Consider the following 15280-nt stretch of genomic DNA (forward strand, 5'->3'; position numbering starts at 1 on the left):
CGGTTCTAATCCTCGCAAACGAACGGGCGCGAGGACATTGATCATGCAGATCCAACTGCCGCACGCGGCGGAAATCGGCGCCGCGCTTTTGGGCTGGCGCGCCACGAACCCAGTCGTCGACCGCATGTGCATCCGCTACCCGGAGCCGCACGACGCTCTGCGGCATCTCGGCCTTTCGCTCCTGATTCAGGAGAAGATCGATCCGGCTGTCGGGTTTCTCAAAGCGGCTCTGGCGCTAGCGCCGCAAGAGACGGTTTTGTGGAACGATCTCGCGGGCGCCTTCTACCGCGCAGGGCGGCAGGAGGAAGCACGTGCCGCGCAGCGGACGTCGCTCGGCCTCAACGTCGCGCAGCCGCAGGCCTGGCTGCTGCTTGCCTCGGTCGAAAGCAACCTCGGCGAAGACGCGGCGGCGGAATCGGATTATTTGACGGCGCTCAGGCTCGACCCGCATCTCGCGGAAGCCGCCTTCGGTCTCGGGCTCATCTATTTCCAGCGCCGCCGCTTTACGGACAGCGTCAAATGGCTACGCCAGTCCATCGCCGACGGCGGACACAACATGGGGCTTTACGTCTGCCTCGGGCAGGCGCTTTTCCTGCTCGGCGATTTTGCCGAGGCCGTCGCGGCGCTGGAGACCGCCGTGCGCTTTCCGGCCTGTGACAGCACCGTCGTCGAGAAGCTGGCGCAATTGCGGCTGATCGAAACCTGCGTGCGCGACGGCGCCGAAGCTGCGGTGGCGGCCTATGCTGAGATTGCCGGGGCGCATGCGCGTGCCATCGACGCCGTGACCCTTACGGCTTTCCAATTTCTCAGCGGCTTCGGCTATCGCGCGGCGGCGATCAAACTCGGTGAATGGCGCCTCGCGCGCAATCCTGGCGATACGATGCAGACTTATCTGCTCGCGGCTTTACGCAGTGAATCGCTTGCCCGCGCGCCGGATAATTATCTCGTCGCGTATTTCGACGAATTTGCCGACACGTTTGAATCAAAGCTCGTCGACGCGCTTAATTATCGTGTGCCCGAGAAGTTGCACGCCATGCTGGCTAAGAGCGGACGCCGCTTTGCTAATGTTCTCGATCTCGGCTGCGGAACGGGCCTTTGCGCGCCATTTTTGCAGCAGATCGGCGATCGCCTCACGGGGGTCGACTTGTCGCGCCGGATGCTGGAAAAAGCCAGCGCCCGCGCACTTTACAGCGACCTTGTCGAGGCCGAGGCGGGTGATTTTCTCGACCGTGTGACGGATCGATTCGACCTGGTCGTTGCGGCCGACTTTGTGCCTTACTTTGGCGATCTCACCGCGCTTTTTGAAAAAACCGCGCGCGTACTCAAGCCGGGCGGCCTCTTTGCCTTCAATGCCGAAACGGCAGAGCGCGACTTCTGCATTTTGCCGTCAGGCCGCTTCGCCCACGCGACGAGTTACATCGACGCGGCTGCAGCAGCGAATTTCATGGTAGCGGATTTGCAGCACACGATGATTCGGCTTGAAGCGGCAAAGCCAGTGGATGGTGTCCTGGTTGTGCTACAGCGGCTCTAAGTAGCTTTTTAAGCGCATCGGATTTGCCTGAAAATCGCTTCGCACTTTTCGGTCTAATACTTTAATCGAAGCGCTGCCAGCCGTTCATGCCAAGCCGCTCTTGCGGTAGGAAGCGGGCCTTATAGGCCATCTTCTTGGAGCCTTCGACCCAATAACCGAGATAGACATTGGGCAGGCCGAGCTGCCTGGCGCGTTCGATGTGATCGAGGACGATCAGCGTGCCGAGCGAACGTTTTTCTTCATCTGGCTCATAGAAGGAATAGACCATCGAGAGACCGTCCGAGAGGAAGTCCGTCAGGCAGACGCCAAGCAAAGGATTGTTCTCGGCCGGATTCATGAGGCGATATTCGATCAGTCGGCTTTCCACATGGCTGTCTTCGATCATCATCGAATAATCTAGCACCGTCATGTCGGCCATGCCGCCGTCGCTATGGCGGGCGTCGAGATAGCCGCGAAATAACGAATATTGCTCGCTCGTCGGCTCGGCGCGCACCACGGCGGCGATGACATCCTGATTGGCCTTGAGCACGCGTCGCAAATTCTGCGAGGGCTGGAATTCATCCACTTTCACGCGCACCGAAACGCAGGAGCGGCAATTTTCGCAGGCCGGGCGGTAGGCGATGGTCTGCGAACGGCGGAAGCCGGATTGCGTCAGTGTGTCATTCAACGCGGTCGCCCGCCGGCCGACGAGGTGGGTAAAGACCTTGCGCTCTTCGCGATTCGGCAAGTAAGGGCACGGCGAAGGCGAAGTGAGATAAAATTGCGGCGCGTCGCGCAGTTCTCGCGTCAAGCCTGCCTCTTCAAACTTCTGTCACGGCTTCTCGCCGCCCGGGGCAGCGAAGCGGCCCATATGCGAAGGCTAACGCGTCCCGCGCTCAGCACCTAGAAAAATTCTTAAGGGAGGCTGCGCACCCGGCGTGTAACCACCACGCCCGCCAGCATGTCATGCAGGCAGCGTTTATCCTCCGCCAGCAGCGAGACAAGCAGGATCGGCGGGAACATCCAGCTTACGTAGAAGAGCACCGCATGGACCGCCGCGTAGAGAAATGGCACTCGCGTGCCGTCGGTGCGGCGGATTTCGAGATCCATGAGCTGCATGCCGGGTGTCGCCATCCGCCGGCCGGAGACGGTCAGGCCATTATAAAAGAACGCGACGAACGGAAAAAGTGGCGGCAGGACGACTAGCGACAGGCCGAGCGTGCCGACCAGCAGGCCGAGCCAAAGGATAAAGGCGAGGACCGAAACCACGACGAAATCAACGGCCACGGCCAAAACCCGGCGTGTCCGTACGCCCGTCAACGCCTGCGGTGGTAGGGCGAGGCTGTGGAAAATCGGCTGCGACTCGGTCCGCAATTGATCAGTCTGGCTCATAGCTTGCTCCCGTTGCACGGTCGGCCGCCAGAATGTGGCCCCCGTTCCGCGGCAAGACAAGGGCGACCGCAGCGAAATCGGAGATCGGATCGCGCATGAATCTTCAGACGGAGCCCAAACACCCCTGCGCCGGGAGAAAGCCGCCGCCCGGTTACGTCCGCCTCACCGATGTCGCGCCGGGCATCGTTCAGGACATGCGTTACGCCGGGGCGGAAAACTTCATGGGGCGGCCCGTGCCGGGCTATCTTGCCCCTTGCTGCTGGCTGCGACGCGAGGCGGCAGCGGCCCTCAAGTCCGCGCATGAAGAGGCGGCGGCCGAGGGGCTGCACCTCGTCGTTTACGATTGCTACCGCCCGCCTGCAGCCACGGCGGCCTTCGTCGCCTGGTCGCAGGACGGCGCCGATGAGATCAAGAAAGCTGAGTATTATCCCAATATCGACAAGAAGGACCTGTTCGACCTCGGCTACATTGCCCGTCAATCGACACATACGACCGGGCTTGCCGTAGACCTCGCCTTCGATGGCTTCGACTTCGGCACCCCGTTCGATCTTTTCGACGAACGATCGGCGACGGCCGACCCGGCGGTGCAAGGCGCGGCGCGCCAGAGCCGCGACCGGCTTCTGGCGTTGATGACGAGACACGGTTTCGAAAATCTGCCCAACGAATGGTGGCATTTCACCTATAAGGGCGTCACCGATCCGGAGCTGGTGGATTTTGATGTAACTCGCGATTAAATGCTCGAGATGATTCCTTGGAGCGACATCGAGAGCGCTATCGTTCGCTTTTCCTTTGCCTCCGCTTGGATCGCGTTATTTTGGTTTGGCGCGCGTTGGATCAAGCAATGGAAAACAGCGAATTCAAAAAAGCACATCGAGAAGAGGAGGCTCGCGGCTGTTAATCTCGAACTGCAACCGTACAAACACGCTGCTGCATTGCCCTTGAATGATGCGGCCTTTCTGCTTTGGAAGGAAAAGTCGCAACTCGACCGTGCAGAAAATCCAACTCCGGCACCAACAAAATCGACAATACCGACTAATCCAGGCGATCCAGAGATATTCGCGCGCGCAGTACGCAAGGCTATAACACAGGTCATCTTCGATCGTGACAATGGCCATTTTGGCCCCACATTTTATCGTCTGAAGGCTGTCTATCCTGAATCGGACGATATCGCCCTGCGGAACGCGATCAAAGCAGCGATAAAATTAAATACCGCGTGCAATACGCATTTTTCGTATTCGGATCGGGGACTGGACGAGGACGTCAAACATGCGGTTGATGCCGCTCGCCAGGAAAATCCCTGTTTCGAAGAAGAAACATATAAGCGGGCGAGTTCGGCTCTACGCTTCGCCATGATGTGGTAAAAGAGCGAAGATATTATCTGTCGGGTATTTGACTATTGGGATTTGTTCTAGATCAATATGATTCCGCAATTGCTCACGTAAACGATATTCGAAATGCCTGACGGAACTGCAACCGCCCATCTCTATCGGCCGAAGCTGGTCACTGTGCTGCACGAGGGCTACAGCCTCGATGCCTTTCGCAGGGACTTGCTGGCGGCGCTGACGGTCGCGATCGTCGCACTGCCTTTGTCGATGGCGATCGCAGTCGCCTCCGGGGTCTCGCCGGAGCGCGGGCTTTATACGTCGATCATCGGCGGCTTCGCCGTCTCGGCACTTGGTGGCAGCCGGTTCCAGATCGGCGGTCCCGCAGGTGCCTTTATCGTTCTGGTCGCCGCAACGGTCGCGAAGTTCGGTGTCGAGGGACTGCTGTTGACCGTCCTGATTTCGGGCGCGCTGCTGACCTTGATCGGCGCTCTGCGGCTCGGCTCGCTCATCCGGCACATTCCGCATCCCGTCACGGTCGGGTTCACCGCCGGCATCGCGGTCACGATCCTGGCAAGCCAGCTCAAGGATCTCGGCGGTTTCAGGCTCACGGGGCCGGAGCCGGGCGTACTGATCCCGAAACTGATTGTGTTGGCGCACGCGCTGCCGACGCTGAATTTCGCTGCTCTGGGCATTGGGCTCGGCTCGGCGGCGCTGATCTTTCTGATCCGGCGCTATCGGCCGAATTGGCCCGGCATGCTGATCGCCGTGGTGGCCGCTTCGGCCGTCGCGGCGCTGGCGCATCTGCCGGTCGAGACGATCGCGACGCGCTTTGGCGCGCTGCCGCATGGCCTCCTGCCGCCGGCACTCCCGAAGGTCTCGCCGCAACTCATTGTTGCGGTTTTGCCCGCCGCCTTATCGTTCACGTTGCTTGGGGGCATCGAAAGCCTGCTTTCGGCGAAGGTCGCTGACAGCATGACCGGGCGCAAGCACCGCGCCAATATGGAGCTTGTCGCGCAGGGCGTCGCCAATATGGCTTCGGCCCTGTTCGGCGGCATCAGCGTCACGGGGACGATCGCCCGCACCGCGACTAATATCCGCGCCGGCGCGCAAAGCCCCCTCTCCGGCATCATGCACGCGGGCTTCCTACTGTTGTTCATGCTGGTGGCGGCGCCGCTCGCGGGCTTCGTGCCGCTCTCGGCTTTGGCGGGTGTGCTTGTGGTCGTCTGCTGGAATATGGCGGAGAAGGCGGAATTCGGCCGCCTTCTGCGTCAATGGCAGCCCGCCGCCGTCCTGCTCGCCACCTTTGGGGTAACCCTGCTCAAGGACCTGACTTTCGGCATTTTGGCGGGATGCCTACTTGCGGCAGTCTTTGCGTTGTTGCGCCGTCCCGTTGCCGAAGAAGGTGAATAGGCTGCGTTAGAACCCCTCCCGCAGCCTCTTCGCCACGCGCGGCGCGAAATAAGTGAGCACGCCGTCCGCGCCCGCGCGTTTGAAGGCGATAAGGCTTTCCATCATCGCCCGCTCGCCGTCGAGCCAGCCGTTCTGCGCCGCGGCCATGATCATCGAATATTCACCCGACACCTGGTACACGAAGGTCGGTGCGCCGGTATTCTCCTTCACGCGCGCGAGAATATCGAGATAGGGCAGGCCAGGCTTGACGATCAGCATGTCGGCGCCTTCCTCAAGATCGAGCGCGACTTCGCGCAGCGCCTCGTCCGAATTCGCCGGATCCATCTGATAGGTGCGCTTGTCGCCGGCGAGCGTCACATTGCTGCCGACGGCTTCACGGAACGGTCCGTAAAAGGCCGAGGCATATTTCGCCGCATAGGCCATGATCTGAACATTCTCGAAGCCTTCGGCATCGAGCGCGGCGCGAATGGCACCGACGCGCCCATCCATCATGTCCGAAGGGGCAATGATGTCGGCGCCGGCGCGCGCCTGGTTCAGCGCCTGCGCCACCAGCATACCAACGGTCGCGTCGTTGACGATCTCGTCGCCGCGCAAAATGCCATCATGCCCGTGGCTCGTATAAGGATCGAGAGCGACATCGGTGATGATGCCGATCTCCGGCACTTCTCGCTTAATGGCGCGCGTTGCGCGGCAGACGAGGTTTTTCTCGTTCAAGGCCTCGCTGCCGTTGGCATCGCGCAAGGCCGGATCGGTATTCGGAAACAGCGCCAGAGCCGGAATGCCGAGTTTGGCGGCCGCCTCTGCCTCGCGCACCGCGACATCGACGGAAAATCGTTCGACGCCGGGCATCGAGGCGATTTTTTCGGTCTTGCCGGCGCCCTCGACCAGAAAAATCGGCCAGATCAGATCGTTGACGCTGAGTTCATGCTCCCGCACCAGGCGGCGTGACCATTCCGCCTTGCGGTTGCGGCGCGGCCGCGTCGCCAAGTCTAGCTTCGTCGCCAGCGGGTCGAGTTCGGGCATCGGGTGCAGCGGCGCGGACATGCAAAACTCCTTGAATTCGCGCCATGCTTTATCACGGCCGAGCTTCGCGGGGCGAATTTCTTGGCCGCGTCCCGCGTATAACGGCCCTGCACATTGACGCGGCGGCGTCGGGCCAGTTAATCGGGCGCCATGAGCGAGCCCGAGATCACCAGCGCGAAAATCGGCCATTGCGGCCTCATTACGCTCGACCGTCCGCGCGCGCTCAATGCCTTGACCCATGACATGGTGAGCGCGATGGCCATCGCGCTCGACGATTTTGCGCAAGACCCGGCGATCCGCACGGTCGCCGTGCGCAGCAGCAGTCCGCGTGCTTTCTGTGCCGGCGCTGACATTCGCCGCGTGCATGAGCACGGCAAAGAAGGGCGCCATGATGCGCAGCTTCACTTCCTGCGCGACGAATTTCGCAGCTGCTATCGTATCAATACTTATCCAAAGTCGTATGTCGCATTGACCGACGGTATCGTGATGGGCGGCGGCGCAGGAATTTCGATTCATGGCGCGCATCGCGTCGTCGGCGACGCTGTGACCTTCGCTATGCCAGAAACGGCGATCGGCTTTTTCCCGGATGTCGGTGCGAGTTTTTTTCTGCCGCGTCTGCCGGATCGATTCGGCACGTATCTCGCGATGACCGCGGCGCGTATCAATCTCGGGGATATGCTGGCGCTTGGCCTTGCCAATGCGCATGTGCCGTCGTCGCGTTTCGATGTTCTCGTCGAAAAATTCGCTGCCGGCGAAGACGCGGCGAAAGCGATCGCGTCGGAAAGTGTTGCACCGCCGCCTTCCGATATCATGAAAGAGCGTGAGATCGTCTCGCGCGCATTCGCCTTCTCAAGCGCGAAGCGAATTTTCACCGCGCTTGCCGACGCGGCGCATCGCGGGTCGGAGTTCGCCGAAACCGCACTGGAGATTTTGTATTCGCGCTCGCCGTCGAGCGTTGTGATTGCGTTGCGGCAGATGCAACTCGGGGCGACGCTTGATCTCGCGCAGGCATTGAATCTCGAATTTAGGATTGCGGCGCGGATTTTGCGGAGTCATGATTTCTACGAGGGCGTTCGCGTGACGCTCGTAGACAAGGGCGACATTCCCGATTGGCGCCCTGCAATCATCGACGACGTGCGCGCGGAAGACATCGACGCTTATTTCGCGCCGCTCGGTGACAAAGAACTCATGCTTCCGGCGGGTCTCATATGAAATTGTTCATGCGCCGCGAACGTGAAGAGCGCCCGGTTGAACCGGGCGCGGCGATCAAGCTGGGCGTTAAAGCACCGGAAGCGGCGGCGCAGGCGCAATGGGGCCTGCTGCTCGTGATTTTCATGCGGGTGCTCGCGGCGCTCTGGATTTGTCAGGGTCTCGCGGAATGGGCGCTTGTGCTCGTGCCGGAGAAATCCGTACTCGAGGCTCTGCCTGCGGCGATGGCGGCGGCGGTGATCTTTTTTGCGATCGCCAATCTCGTCGCAGCCGTTGGTTTGTGGCTTGCAACGCCGTGGGGCGGTGCGCTGTGGCTGTTTGCGGCAAGCGCGCAAATTTTCATCGCGATCGCAATCAAGAATTCGATCTCGATGGTGTGGGTCGGCATCGATGTTGCGCTGATTTTAGTTTACTTCGTTCTCACGTTCAATGCGGGACGCAGCAGCGGCCAATATGCGGATTAGAATTTTCGCGCGGCGTTTTTTGTCGAAAATGCCAAGCCAAATTTTAGCAGCTTTTCGTCGGCACCTGCATTCATCCTTATCGCATTCTTTCCAATTTTCTTTCAGGCCTCGCAGCATCGCGCACTGTGTGCCATCGCGCGACATAAGTTATAGGCTTAACAGCGGTTAAAAAACGCCCGGTTGCGTTAAGGTTTGGCCTGCTGACACGCTGAAGCTCCCTCCGGACAATTCAAATTTGTGGTTTCCGCGTAACGTCTTCGTAAGTTAAAAAAACCGGCCCGTGCCGAGGCACATCGTAAAAATCGAATTTATTTCAAGATTGATTCACTGCAATCGCTAAACCTCTGATTCAGTTTGTTGCTTAAACTCGTTTTCATTGGCGCTACTTATAGCTCATTGCTCATTGAGCCCGCGGCGTAGAGGAGGCTCGTTGCTTGGAAGGGATGAGTCATGAACAGCGCTTTGAAGTCTGAAATCGAACCGATGCATAGTGCACGGGGTGAAGTGAAGCCGGTCTATATCGAAGCTCTCACACTTGTGGAGCGGCTGCATCGCCGCCTGCTCGATGTGATCAAGGATGAGTTCGACCGGCGCGGCCGCTGCGACGTGAATTCCGTGCAGGCGCTGCTGCTCTACAATATTGGCGACAAGGAGTTGACCGCCGGCGAATTGCGCACGCGCGGTTATTACCTCGGCTCGAACGTTTCTTATAACGTCAAGAAGCTCGTCGAGATGAACTATCTTCATCACGCACGTTCGCGGCTTGACCGGCGCTCGGTGCGCATCAGCCTCACGCCCAAGGGCAAGGAAGTGCACGACATCGTCGCATCGCTTTACGAAAAGCATGTTCAGACGGTGGAGCAGATCGGCGGCATTTCGGTGGACGAGTTCAGCCGCCTCAACAATTCGCTCAACCGGCTTGAGCGCTTTTGGACTGATCAGATCCGCTTTCGCCTCTAAGCTTCCCTGAGCGACGCCGCGCTCCGGTGCGGGAAACCGCACTGATGGTTTAAGTGGCGCCTCGATCCTCACCCGGAGGGTCGGGCGCCGCTTCCATTTTTAGGCGTGCCTAGCCTTGTGCGCCACAAAAACGCCGCCCATTTGGTGCCATTGAGAAACTAATTTGGCCTAGGCTGTATCGGATTCGCCTAAAGCGAAAGCCGGACGTTGGGGCAAACAGGTACTCCCGTCATACCCAATGGGGACGGAATCCGGCAGAGCGGCTTGGAGATGGCATTGGCAGGATTTCCTTATCGGTTTTCGAGCTTTGGGCTCGCTTTGGCGGCTGCTGGGCTGGCGTTTAATTTCGCGCTCCCGGGTGTCGCGGCGGCCGGGGATGACAGTTTCAACCAGGCCGAATGGGCGCAAGGCTATGATGCGGACGAGCATCTCGCCGTCCACCGCTCCTCGACCCCGGTTCTTTCGCAGGCCACATTCGACGCCACGTCCGGGGCCATCGCGCGTTACCAGTCGCTCGTGTCCGCTGGCGGCTGGCCGATCGTCCGGGCGGAGCGGGTGCTGCGTCTTGGCTCGGAGAGCGATGTTGTCGTGACATTGCGCCGTCGGCTCGCCGCCTCGGGCGATCTGGACCCAAGCGCAGGCGATTCGCCCGTCTTTGATTCCTTCGTGGATGCCGGCGTCCGGCGTTTCCAGGCCCGCCACGGGCTTCAGCAGACGGGCATTGTCGATAAGGACACGCTGTCGGCCCTGAACGTGCCGGCCGACGTGCGGCTGCGCCAGCTTCAGATCAATATCGTCCGGCTCAAGGCGTTCTCGGGCAATCTCGGCGAGCGCTTCGTGATGGCCAATATTCCGGCCGCTGCTGTCGAGACAGTGGAGAACGGCGTCGTCGCCACCCATCACGTCGCCGGCGTCGGCCGCTTTGAGCGCCAATCGCCCGTGATGATGACCAAGGCGACCGACATCGACTTCAATCCGTTCTGGACCGTTCCCGCGTCGATCATCAAAAAAGATCTGATTCCGCGAATGCAGTCCGATCCGAATTATCTCACCGAGCACAAAATCCGCATCTTCGACAAAGCGGGCAACGAGGTGCAGGCGACCCAGATCAACTGGAGTTCGGACGACGCCACCCATTACATGTTCCGGCAGGACCCTGGCTCCGACGTCAACGCACTCGGCGTCGTGCGGATCAATATCCCGAACCCGTACGGCGTCTACATGCATGATACGGCCGAGCGCGGCCTTTTCGGCGACGATTTCCGCTACATTTCGTCGGGCTGCATCCGCGTTCAGGACGTGCGCGATTACGTGGCCTGGCTGCTGAAATACACGCCGGGCTGGGATCGTCAGCACATCAATGATGTGATCAATTCCGGCCAGCAGGTGAAGGTGCAGCTCGACCCGCCGGTGCCGGTCTATTGGGTCTATATCACCGCCTGGGCGACGCCGGACGGGATCATCCAATTCCGCGACGACATCTATCAGCGTGACGGCCTTGGGTCGGTCGCGTCCGACGCGATGGAACCCTCACAGCTTCTGAAAGAAGAGGAGGCACTGTCGCAGTCGCATACCTCTCAGTCGCCGTCGCAACCGGGCGTGGAGCGTACAAATCTGCCGGAGATGGACGAGCAATAGACCGAGCTGGTCTCGCGGTTGCGTGCGCTGCAGCATACGCGACCGCGGGTGCTCTTGTCGCAGCCCGTCGAACCTTCTTCCCGCGATGAATATGTCATGCTAAGGCCATCGGCCAAGCCGCGTGGCTTCGCGGCGCATTGATTGTTCAATCATCTTTCAGGATGTGTGCTTATGACCCTCTCAGACGCCGAAGCTCGCGCCCACTCTGACCACAATCCCTTTTTCACCGCGCCGCTGAATCAGGTCGACCCGGAGATCGCATCCGCGATCGACAAGGAGCTTGGCCGCCAGCAGCACGAGATCGAGCTGATCGCCTCGGAGAATATTGTTTCGAAGGCCGTGCTGGAGGCCCAGGGCTCGGTCCTGACCAATAAATATGCCGAAGGCTATCCGGGCCGGCGCTATTATGGCGGCTGTCAATTTGTCGATATCGTCGAAACACTGGCGATCGAGCGCATCAAGCGGCTGTTCGACTGCCAGTTCGCCAATGTGCAGCCGAATTCCGGCAGCCAGGCGAACCAGGCCGTCTTTCTCGCCCTGCTGCAGCCGGGCGACACGTTCATGGGTCTCGACCTCGCCGCGGGCGGGCATCTGACGCACGGCTCGCCGGTCAATCTTTCCGGCCGCTGGTTCAAGCCGGTGTCCTATGGCGTCCGCAAGGATGACAATCGCATCGACATGGAGCAGGTCGAGCGCCTCGCCCAGGAGCATAAGCCGAAGCTGATCATCGCTGGCGGCTCGGGTTATCCGCGCTTCTGGGATTTCGAGAAGTTCCGTCAGATCGCCGATTCCATCGGTGCCTATTTCTTTGTCGATATGGCGCATTTCGCCGGTCTCGTGGCAGGCGGCGTGCATCCGTCGCCGTTCCCGCATGCCCATGTCGTGACTTCGACAACGCACAAGACCCTGCGCGGCCCGCGCGGCGGCATCGTGCTGACGAACGACGCGGACATTGCCAAGAAGATCAATTCGGCGGTCTTCCCCGGCCTCCAGGGCGGCCCGCTGATGCATGTCATCGCCGGCAAGGCGGTGGCCTTTGGCGAAGCGCTGAAGCCCGACTTCAAGGTCTATGCGCGCCAGATCGTCGAGAACGCCAAGGCCTTGGCGGCGACGCTGGTCGGTGGCGGCTACGCCATCACCTCGGGCGGCACGGACAACCATCTGATGCTCGTCGATCTGCGGCCGAAGAGCCTCACCGGCAAGGCCGCCGAGGCTTCGCTTGGCCGTGCGCATATCACCTGCAACAAGAACGGCGTGCCGTTCGACACGGCGAGCCCGATGGTGACGTCCGGCATTCGTCTTGGCACCCCGGCGGGTACGTCGCGCGGTTTCGGCGTCGCCGAGTTCAAGAAGATCGGCGAACTGATCATCGAGACGCTTGACGGTCTTGCCAAGAACGGCGAAGCCGAGAACGGCACGGTCGAGGCAGCTGTGAAGAAGCAGGTCGAGGAACTGACGCACCGCTTCCCGATCTACTGATGAAAATCGTAGAGCTTCGGTTCTAATTTCAGAGCCGAAGCTCTAAGGAATCGCCGATGCGGTGCCCCTATTGCGGCAGCCTTGAAACGCAGGTGAAGGATTCCCGCCCGACGGAGGATGCAGCATCCATCCGTCGGCGTCGCGTCTGTCCGGATTGCGGCGGCCGTTTCACCACGTTCGAGCGCGTGCAATTGCGCGAACTGACCGTGGTCAAGAAGACCGGACGGCGCGTCCCGTTCGATCGTGACAAGCTGATGCGCTCGGTCGAAGTCGCGCTGCGCAAGCGCCCTGTCGATGCCGACCGCGTCGAGCGCATGGTGTCCGGCATCGTCCGCCAGCTTGAGAGCCAGGGCGAGGCTGACGTCCAGAGCGACAGGATCGGCGAATTGGTGATGGAGGGGCTGCGCTCGCTCGATAGCGTCGCCTATGTCCGTTTCGCATCGGTCTATCGTAATTTCCGCGAGGCGCGCGACTTCCACACGCTGATCGACGAATTGGCACAGGAAGACCCGGACGAAACACCGCCGCCACCCAAATCAAAACTCCCGACGCGCGCATGAGCCGCACACCGGCCTGATGTCATGATCGACGACCTACGCTTCATGGCTGCCGCGTTGAATTTGGCCCGGCGCGGCTTGGGGCGTGTGGCGCCCAACCCCGCCGTCGGCGCTTTGATCGTCAAGGACGGGGCTGTCATCGGCCGCGGCGTGACGGCGCCGGGCGGCCGGCCGCATGCCGAGGTTCTGGCTTTGCGCGAAGCCGGAGATGCCGCACGTGGCGCAACGCTTTACGTGACGCTGGAGCCTTGCAGCCATCACGGCCGCACGCCACCGTGCGCCGACGCGATCATCGCGGCCGGTATTGCTCGCGTGGTCTCGGCGCTGGAAGACCCCGATCAGCGCGTTGCCGGGCAGGGCCACGCGCGCCTGCGGGCGGCTGGTATCGAAGTTGAAATTGGCGTGCTCGCCGATGCTGCGCGGCGCGCCAATCTCGGTCATATCCTGCGCGTCACTCACGGCCGGCCGATGGTGACGCTCAAACTGGCCGAGACGGGGGACGGCTTCGCCACGGGCGCGTCAGGTACGCCGCGTCTCAGGATTACGGGCGGGGCGGCGAACGGGCGCGTGCAAATGCTGCGGGCGCTGCATGACGCCGTGATGATCGGCGTGGATACGGCGCTTGCCGACGATCCACGCCTGACGGTGCGGCTGCCGGGTCTCGAAGATCGCAAGCCGCTGCGGATCGTGCTCGATTCGCATTTGCGGCTGCCGCCCTCATTGCATCTCGTGACCACGGCCCGCGGACATCCGACATTGGTCATAACGACGGGGAGTGCCCCACAGGAGGCCGAAATGGCCCTTGTTGCAAAGGGCGTCGAAGTCGTCCGCGTCAAAGCCGATCGCGTTGGCCATGTCGATCTTGCCGCTGCGCTTGGTATGCTCGGCACGCAGGGACTGACACGAATTTTCTGCGAGGGCGGTCCGCATTTGGCTGCGGCATTGATCGGGCAGAAGCTCGCCGAGGTGGTGACATTGTTTCAAAGTCCAACGCGGCTTGGGCAGCCGGGCTTGCAGGCACTCGACGCTGTGAGCCGCGCCGCGCTGGTGGACGCGAGTATTTACCGCAAAGGCGCCCAAGGTTACGCAGGCGAAGACAGTTTTTCGGACTACGAACGGATCGGTTGAGCATGTTTACAGGGATCATCACGGATGTGGGCGCGGTCGAATCCGTCGTGTCGCAAGGCGCGTTGAAGCGGATGCGCATATCCTGCGCCTATCCGGCGGAGACGATCGAGATCGGCGCATCGATCGCGACGGGCGGTCCGTGTCTCACTGTTGTTGCTCGTGGCAGTGGCAACGCGGGGACGTGGTACGATGTGGATGTCGGCGCCGAGACGCTCGACCGCACGACCGCGGGGTCATGGCAGATCGGCACGAAGCTCAATCTCGAACGTTCGCTGAAGATCGGCGACGAACTCGGCGGCCACATCGTCACGGGTCATATCGATGGCGTGGCAAAAATTCTCGCCGTCGAGCCGTTCGACGGCATGAGCCGTTTTGTGATCGAAGCGCCCGCTGCGCTGGCACGGTTTATCGCCGAAAAGGGCTCTGTCGCGCTCGATGGCACGTCGCTCACCGTGAATAGCGTTGCCGGCAACGAATTCTCCATCCTGCTCATCCCGCATACGTTGGCGGTCACGACCTGGGGCGCGCGACAGGCGGGCGACGCGCTGAACCTTGAAGTCGATCTCTTGGCGCGCTACGCCGCGCGGCTTTCTGAGCCAAAATAAGAATTGCGGAGACGAAATAAGGATTGCAGAGGCGAACTAAGGATCGTCGCATGCTGGCGCATTTGCGGATGTTCGCGGGCTACAACACCTGGGCGAATGCGCTGGTCTATGATCATGCCGCGAAGCTCGGCGATGCCGATTATCGCGCCGATCGCGGTGCCTTCTTCAAATCGATTCATGGCACGCTCAACCATTTGCTCGTCACCGACCGTATCTGGATGCAGCGCTTCACCGGCGAGGGTGAGACGACCCAGCGGCTCGACGCGATCTTGCATGAATCGTTCGACGACTTGCGTACCGCTCGCCGGAAGGAAGATGCACGCATTGAATCTTTCATCGAAAATCTCGATGAGGAGCGGCTGACGCGCACAATCTCCTATCGTGCGATTTCGAAGCCGGCGCAGGTCGAGCAAAGGCTCGATGCCGCGCTGGCGCATTTTTTCAATCATCAGACGCACCATCGCGGCCAAGTGCATGGCTTGCTGACAAGTCTGACAGGTGATGGCCCCGTCCTCGATCTCGCGGCCTATCAGCGGCAGATTGGCCTGAGCCGAACGTAGGCTTTCGCCTAACCCTTTGC

15 protein-coding genes and 1 pseudogene are annotated in these 15280 nt (G+C 60.9%); 13 read left to right on the top strand and 3 right to left on the bottom strand.

From position 1 onward, the window contains the following. Nucleotides 1-43 precede the first annotated feature (43 nt). Nucleotides 44-1531 carry a methyltransferase domain-containing protein gene (locus tag WDN02_RS10470; protein ID WP_337293438.1) on the top strand — a complete coding sequence of 496 codons (1488 nt, stop codon included), beginning with the start codon at nt 44-46 and terminating at the stop codon, nt 1529-1531. Between the two features lie 61 nt (nt 1532-1592). Here the strand turns inward: WDN02_RS10470 and WDN02_RS10475 are convergent, their stop codons facing one another. Continuing rightward, nucleotides 1593-2321, bottom strand: a complete 729-nt coding sequence (locus WDN02_RS10475; RefSeq protein WP_337293439.1) for an arginyltransferase — start codon at nt 2319-2321, stop codon at nt 1593-1595. Nucleotides 2322-2425: 104 nt separating this feature from the next. Then, nucleotides 2426-2902, bottom strand: a complete 477-nt coding sequence (locus WDN02_RS10480; RefSeq protein WP_337293440.1) for an RDD family protein — start codon at nt 2900-2902, stop codon at nt 2426-2428. 95 nt (nt 2903-2997) lie between these two features. Between WDN02_RS10480 and WDN02_RS10485 the strand changes: the two genes are divergently transcribed. The 3 genes and pseudogenes from WDN02_RS10485 to WDN02_RS10495 form a co-directional block, all read left to right on the top strand. Next, nucleotides 2998-3636 (top strand): M15 family metallopeptidase, encoded by a 639-nt coding sequence (locus WDN02_RS10485; protein ID WP_337293441.1) that lies wholly within the window; start codon nt 2998-3000, stop codon nt 3634-3636. After that, nucleotides 3637-4263 (top strand): hypothetical protein, encoded by a 627-nt coding sequence (locus WDN02_RS10490; protein WP_337293442.1) that lies wholly within the window; start codon nt 3637-3639, stop codon nt 4261-4263. It abuts the gene before it with no gap. Nucleotides 4264-4356: 93 nt separating this feature from the next. Next, a pseudogene (locus WDN02_RS10495) lies at nt 4357-5595 on the top strand (SulP family inorganic anion transporter); the annotation flags it as partial. Nucleotides 5596-5643: 48 nt separating this feature from the next. Here the strand turns inward: WDN02_RS10495 and hemB are convergent. After that, nucleotides 5644-6660, bottom strand: a complete 1017-nt coding sequence (gene hemB / locus WDN02_RS10500) for a porphobilinogen synthase (protein ID WP_337294914.1) — start codon at nt 6658-6660, stop codon at nt 5644-5646. A gap of 150 nt (nt 6661-6810) precedes the next feature. Here hemB and WDN02_RS10505 point away from each other — a divergent pair, with 150 nt between their 5' ends. The 9 genes from WDN02_RS10505 (at nt 6811) to WDN02_RS10545 (ending at nt 15260) form a co-directional block, all read left to right on the top strand. Further along, nucleotides 6811-7872 (top strand): enoyl-CoA hydratase/isomerase family protein, encoded by a 1062-nt coding sequence (locus tag WDN02_RS10505; RefSeq protein WP_337293443.1) that lies wholly within the window; start codon nt 6811-6813, stop codon nt 7870-7872. 8 nt (nt 7873-7880) lie between these two features. Beyond that, a complete protein-coding gene (locus WDN02_RS10510; RefSeq protein WP_337293444.1) occupies nt 7881-8333 on the top strand; it encodes a hypothetical protein in 453 nt (150 codons plus the stop codon). A gap of 450 nt (nt 8334-8783) precedes the next feature. Beyond that, complete coding sequence (locus WDN02_RS10515; protein WP_337293445.1) at nt 8784-9293, top strand: winged helix DNA-binding protein; 510 nt, start codon at nt 8784-8786, stop codon at nt 9291-9293. Nucleotides 9294-9626: 333 nt separating this feature from the next. Further along, complete coding sequence (locus tag WDN02_RS10520; protein WP_337294915.1) at nt 9627-10931, top strand: L,D-transpeptidase family protein; 1305 nt, start codon at nt 9627-9629, stop codon at nt 10929-10931. Nucleotides 10932-11102: 171 nt separating this feature from the next. Next, nucleotides 11103-12410 (top strand): serine hydroxymethyltransferase, encoded by a 1308-nt coding sequence (glyA, locus tag WDN02_RS10525; protein WP_337293446.1) that lies wholly within the window; start codon nt 11103-11105, stop codon nt 12408-12410. 56 nt (nt 12411-12466) lie between these two features. Further along, the gene (nrdR, locus tag WDN02_RS10530; protein ID WP_337293447.1) at nt 12467-12970 is read left to right on the top strand and encodes a transcriptional regulator NrdR; all 504 of its coding nucleotides are present in this window, start codon (nt 12467-12469) and stop codon (nt 12968-12970) included. Between the two features lie 21 nt (nt 12971-12991). Then, a complete protein-coding gene (gene ribD / locus WDN02_RS10535) occupies nt 12992-14095 on the top strand; it encodes a bifunctional diaminohydroxyphosphoribosylaminopyrimidine deaminase/5-amino-6-(5-phosphoribosylamino)uracil reductase RibD (protein ID WP_337293448.1) in 1104 nt (367 codons plus the stop codon). 2 nt (nt 14096-14097) lie between these two features. Beyond that, nucleotides 14098-14700 carry a riboflavin synthase gene (locus tag WDN02_RS10540; RefSeq protein ID WP_337294916.1) on the top strand — a complete coding sequence of 201 codons (603 nt, stop codon included), beginning with the start codon at nt 14098-14100 and terminating at the stop codon, nt 14698-14700. Between the two features lie 50 nt (nt 14701-14750). Continuing rightward, nucleotides 14751-15260 (top strand): DinB family protein, encoded by a 510-nt coding sequence (locus tag WDN02_RS10545; RefSeq protein ID WP_337293449.1) that lies wholly within the window; start codon nt 14751-14753, stop codon nt 15258-15260. The last annotated feature ends 20 nt before the right edge of the window (nt 15261-15280 follow it).

The organism is Methylovirgula sp. (genome assembly GCF_037200945.1).
GTDB lineage: Bacteria > Pseudomonadota > Alphaproteobacteria > Rhizobiales > Beijerinckiaceae > Methylovirgula.

What these genes read in the sequence shown, in the direction of transcription:
- WDN02_RS10470 (WP_337293438.1), top strand. Translation starts at nt 44, where the DNA reads ATGCAGATCCAACTGCCGCACGCGGCGGAAATCGGCGCCGCGCTTTTG.
- WDN02_RS10480 (WP_337293440.1), bottom strand. Translation starts at nt 2,902, where the DNA reads ATGAGCCAGACTGATCAATTGCGGACCGAGTCGCAGCCGATTTTCCAC.
- WDN02_RS10485 (WP_337293441.1), top strand. Translation starts at nt 2,998, where the DNA reads ATGAATCTTCAGACGGAGCCCAAACACCCCTGCGCCGGGAGAAAGCCG.
- WDN02_RS10490 (WP_337293442.1), top strand. Translation starts at nt 3,637, where the DNA reads ATGCTCGAGATGATTCCTTGGAGCGACATCGAGAGCGCTATCGTTCGC.
- hemB (WP_337294914.1), bottom strand. Translation starts at nt 6,660, where the DNA reads ATGCCCGAACTCGACCCGCTGGCGACGAAGCTAGACTTGGCGACGCGG.
- WDN02_RS10505 (WP_337293443.1), top strand. Translation starts at nt 6,811, where the DNA reads ATGAGCGAGCCCGAGATCACCAGCGCGAAAATCGGCCATTGCGGCCTC.
- WDN02_RS10510 (WP_337293444.1), top strand. Translation starts at nt 7,881, where the DNA reads ATGCGCCGCGAACGTGAAGAGCGCCCGGTTGAACCGGGCGCGGCGATC.
- WDN02_RS10515 (WP_337293445.1), top strand. Translation starts at nt 8,784, where the DNA reads ATGAACAGCGCTTTGAAGTCTGAAATCGAACCGATGCATAGTGCACGG.
- glyA (WP_337293446.1), top strand. Translation starts at nt 11,103, where the DNA reads ATGACCCTCTCAGACGCCGAAGCTCGCGCCCACTCTGACCACAATCCC.
- nrdR (WP_337293447.1), top strand. Translation starts at nt 12,467, where the DNA reads ATGCGGTGCCCCTATTGCGGCAGCCTTGAAACGCAGGTGAAGGATTCC.
- ribD (WP_337293448.1), top strand. Translation starts at nt 12,992, where the DNA reads ATGATCGACGACCTACGCTTCATGGCTGCCGCGTTGAATTTGGCCCGG.
- WDN02_RS10540 (WP_337294916.1), top strand. Translation starts at nt 14,098, where the DNA reads ATGTTTACAGGGATCATCACGGATGTGGGCGCGGTCGAATCCGTCGTG.
- WDN02_RS10545 (WP_337293449.1), top strand. Translation starts at nt 14,751, where the DNA reads ATGCTGGCGCATTTGCGGATGTTCGCGGGCTACAACACCTGGGCGAAT.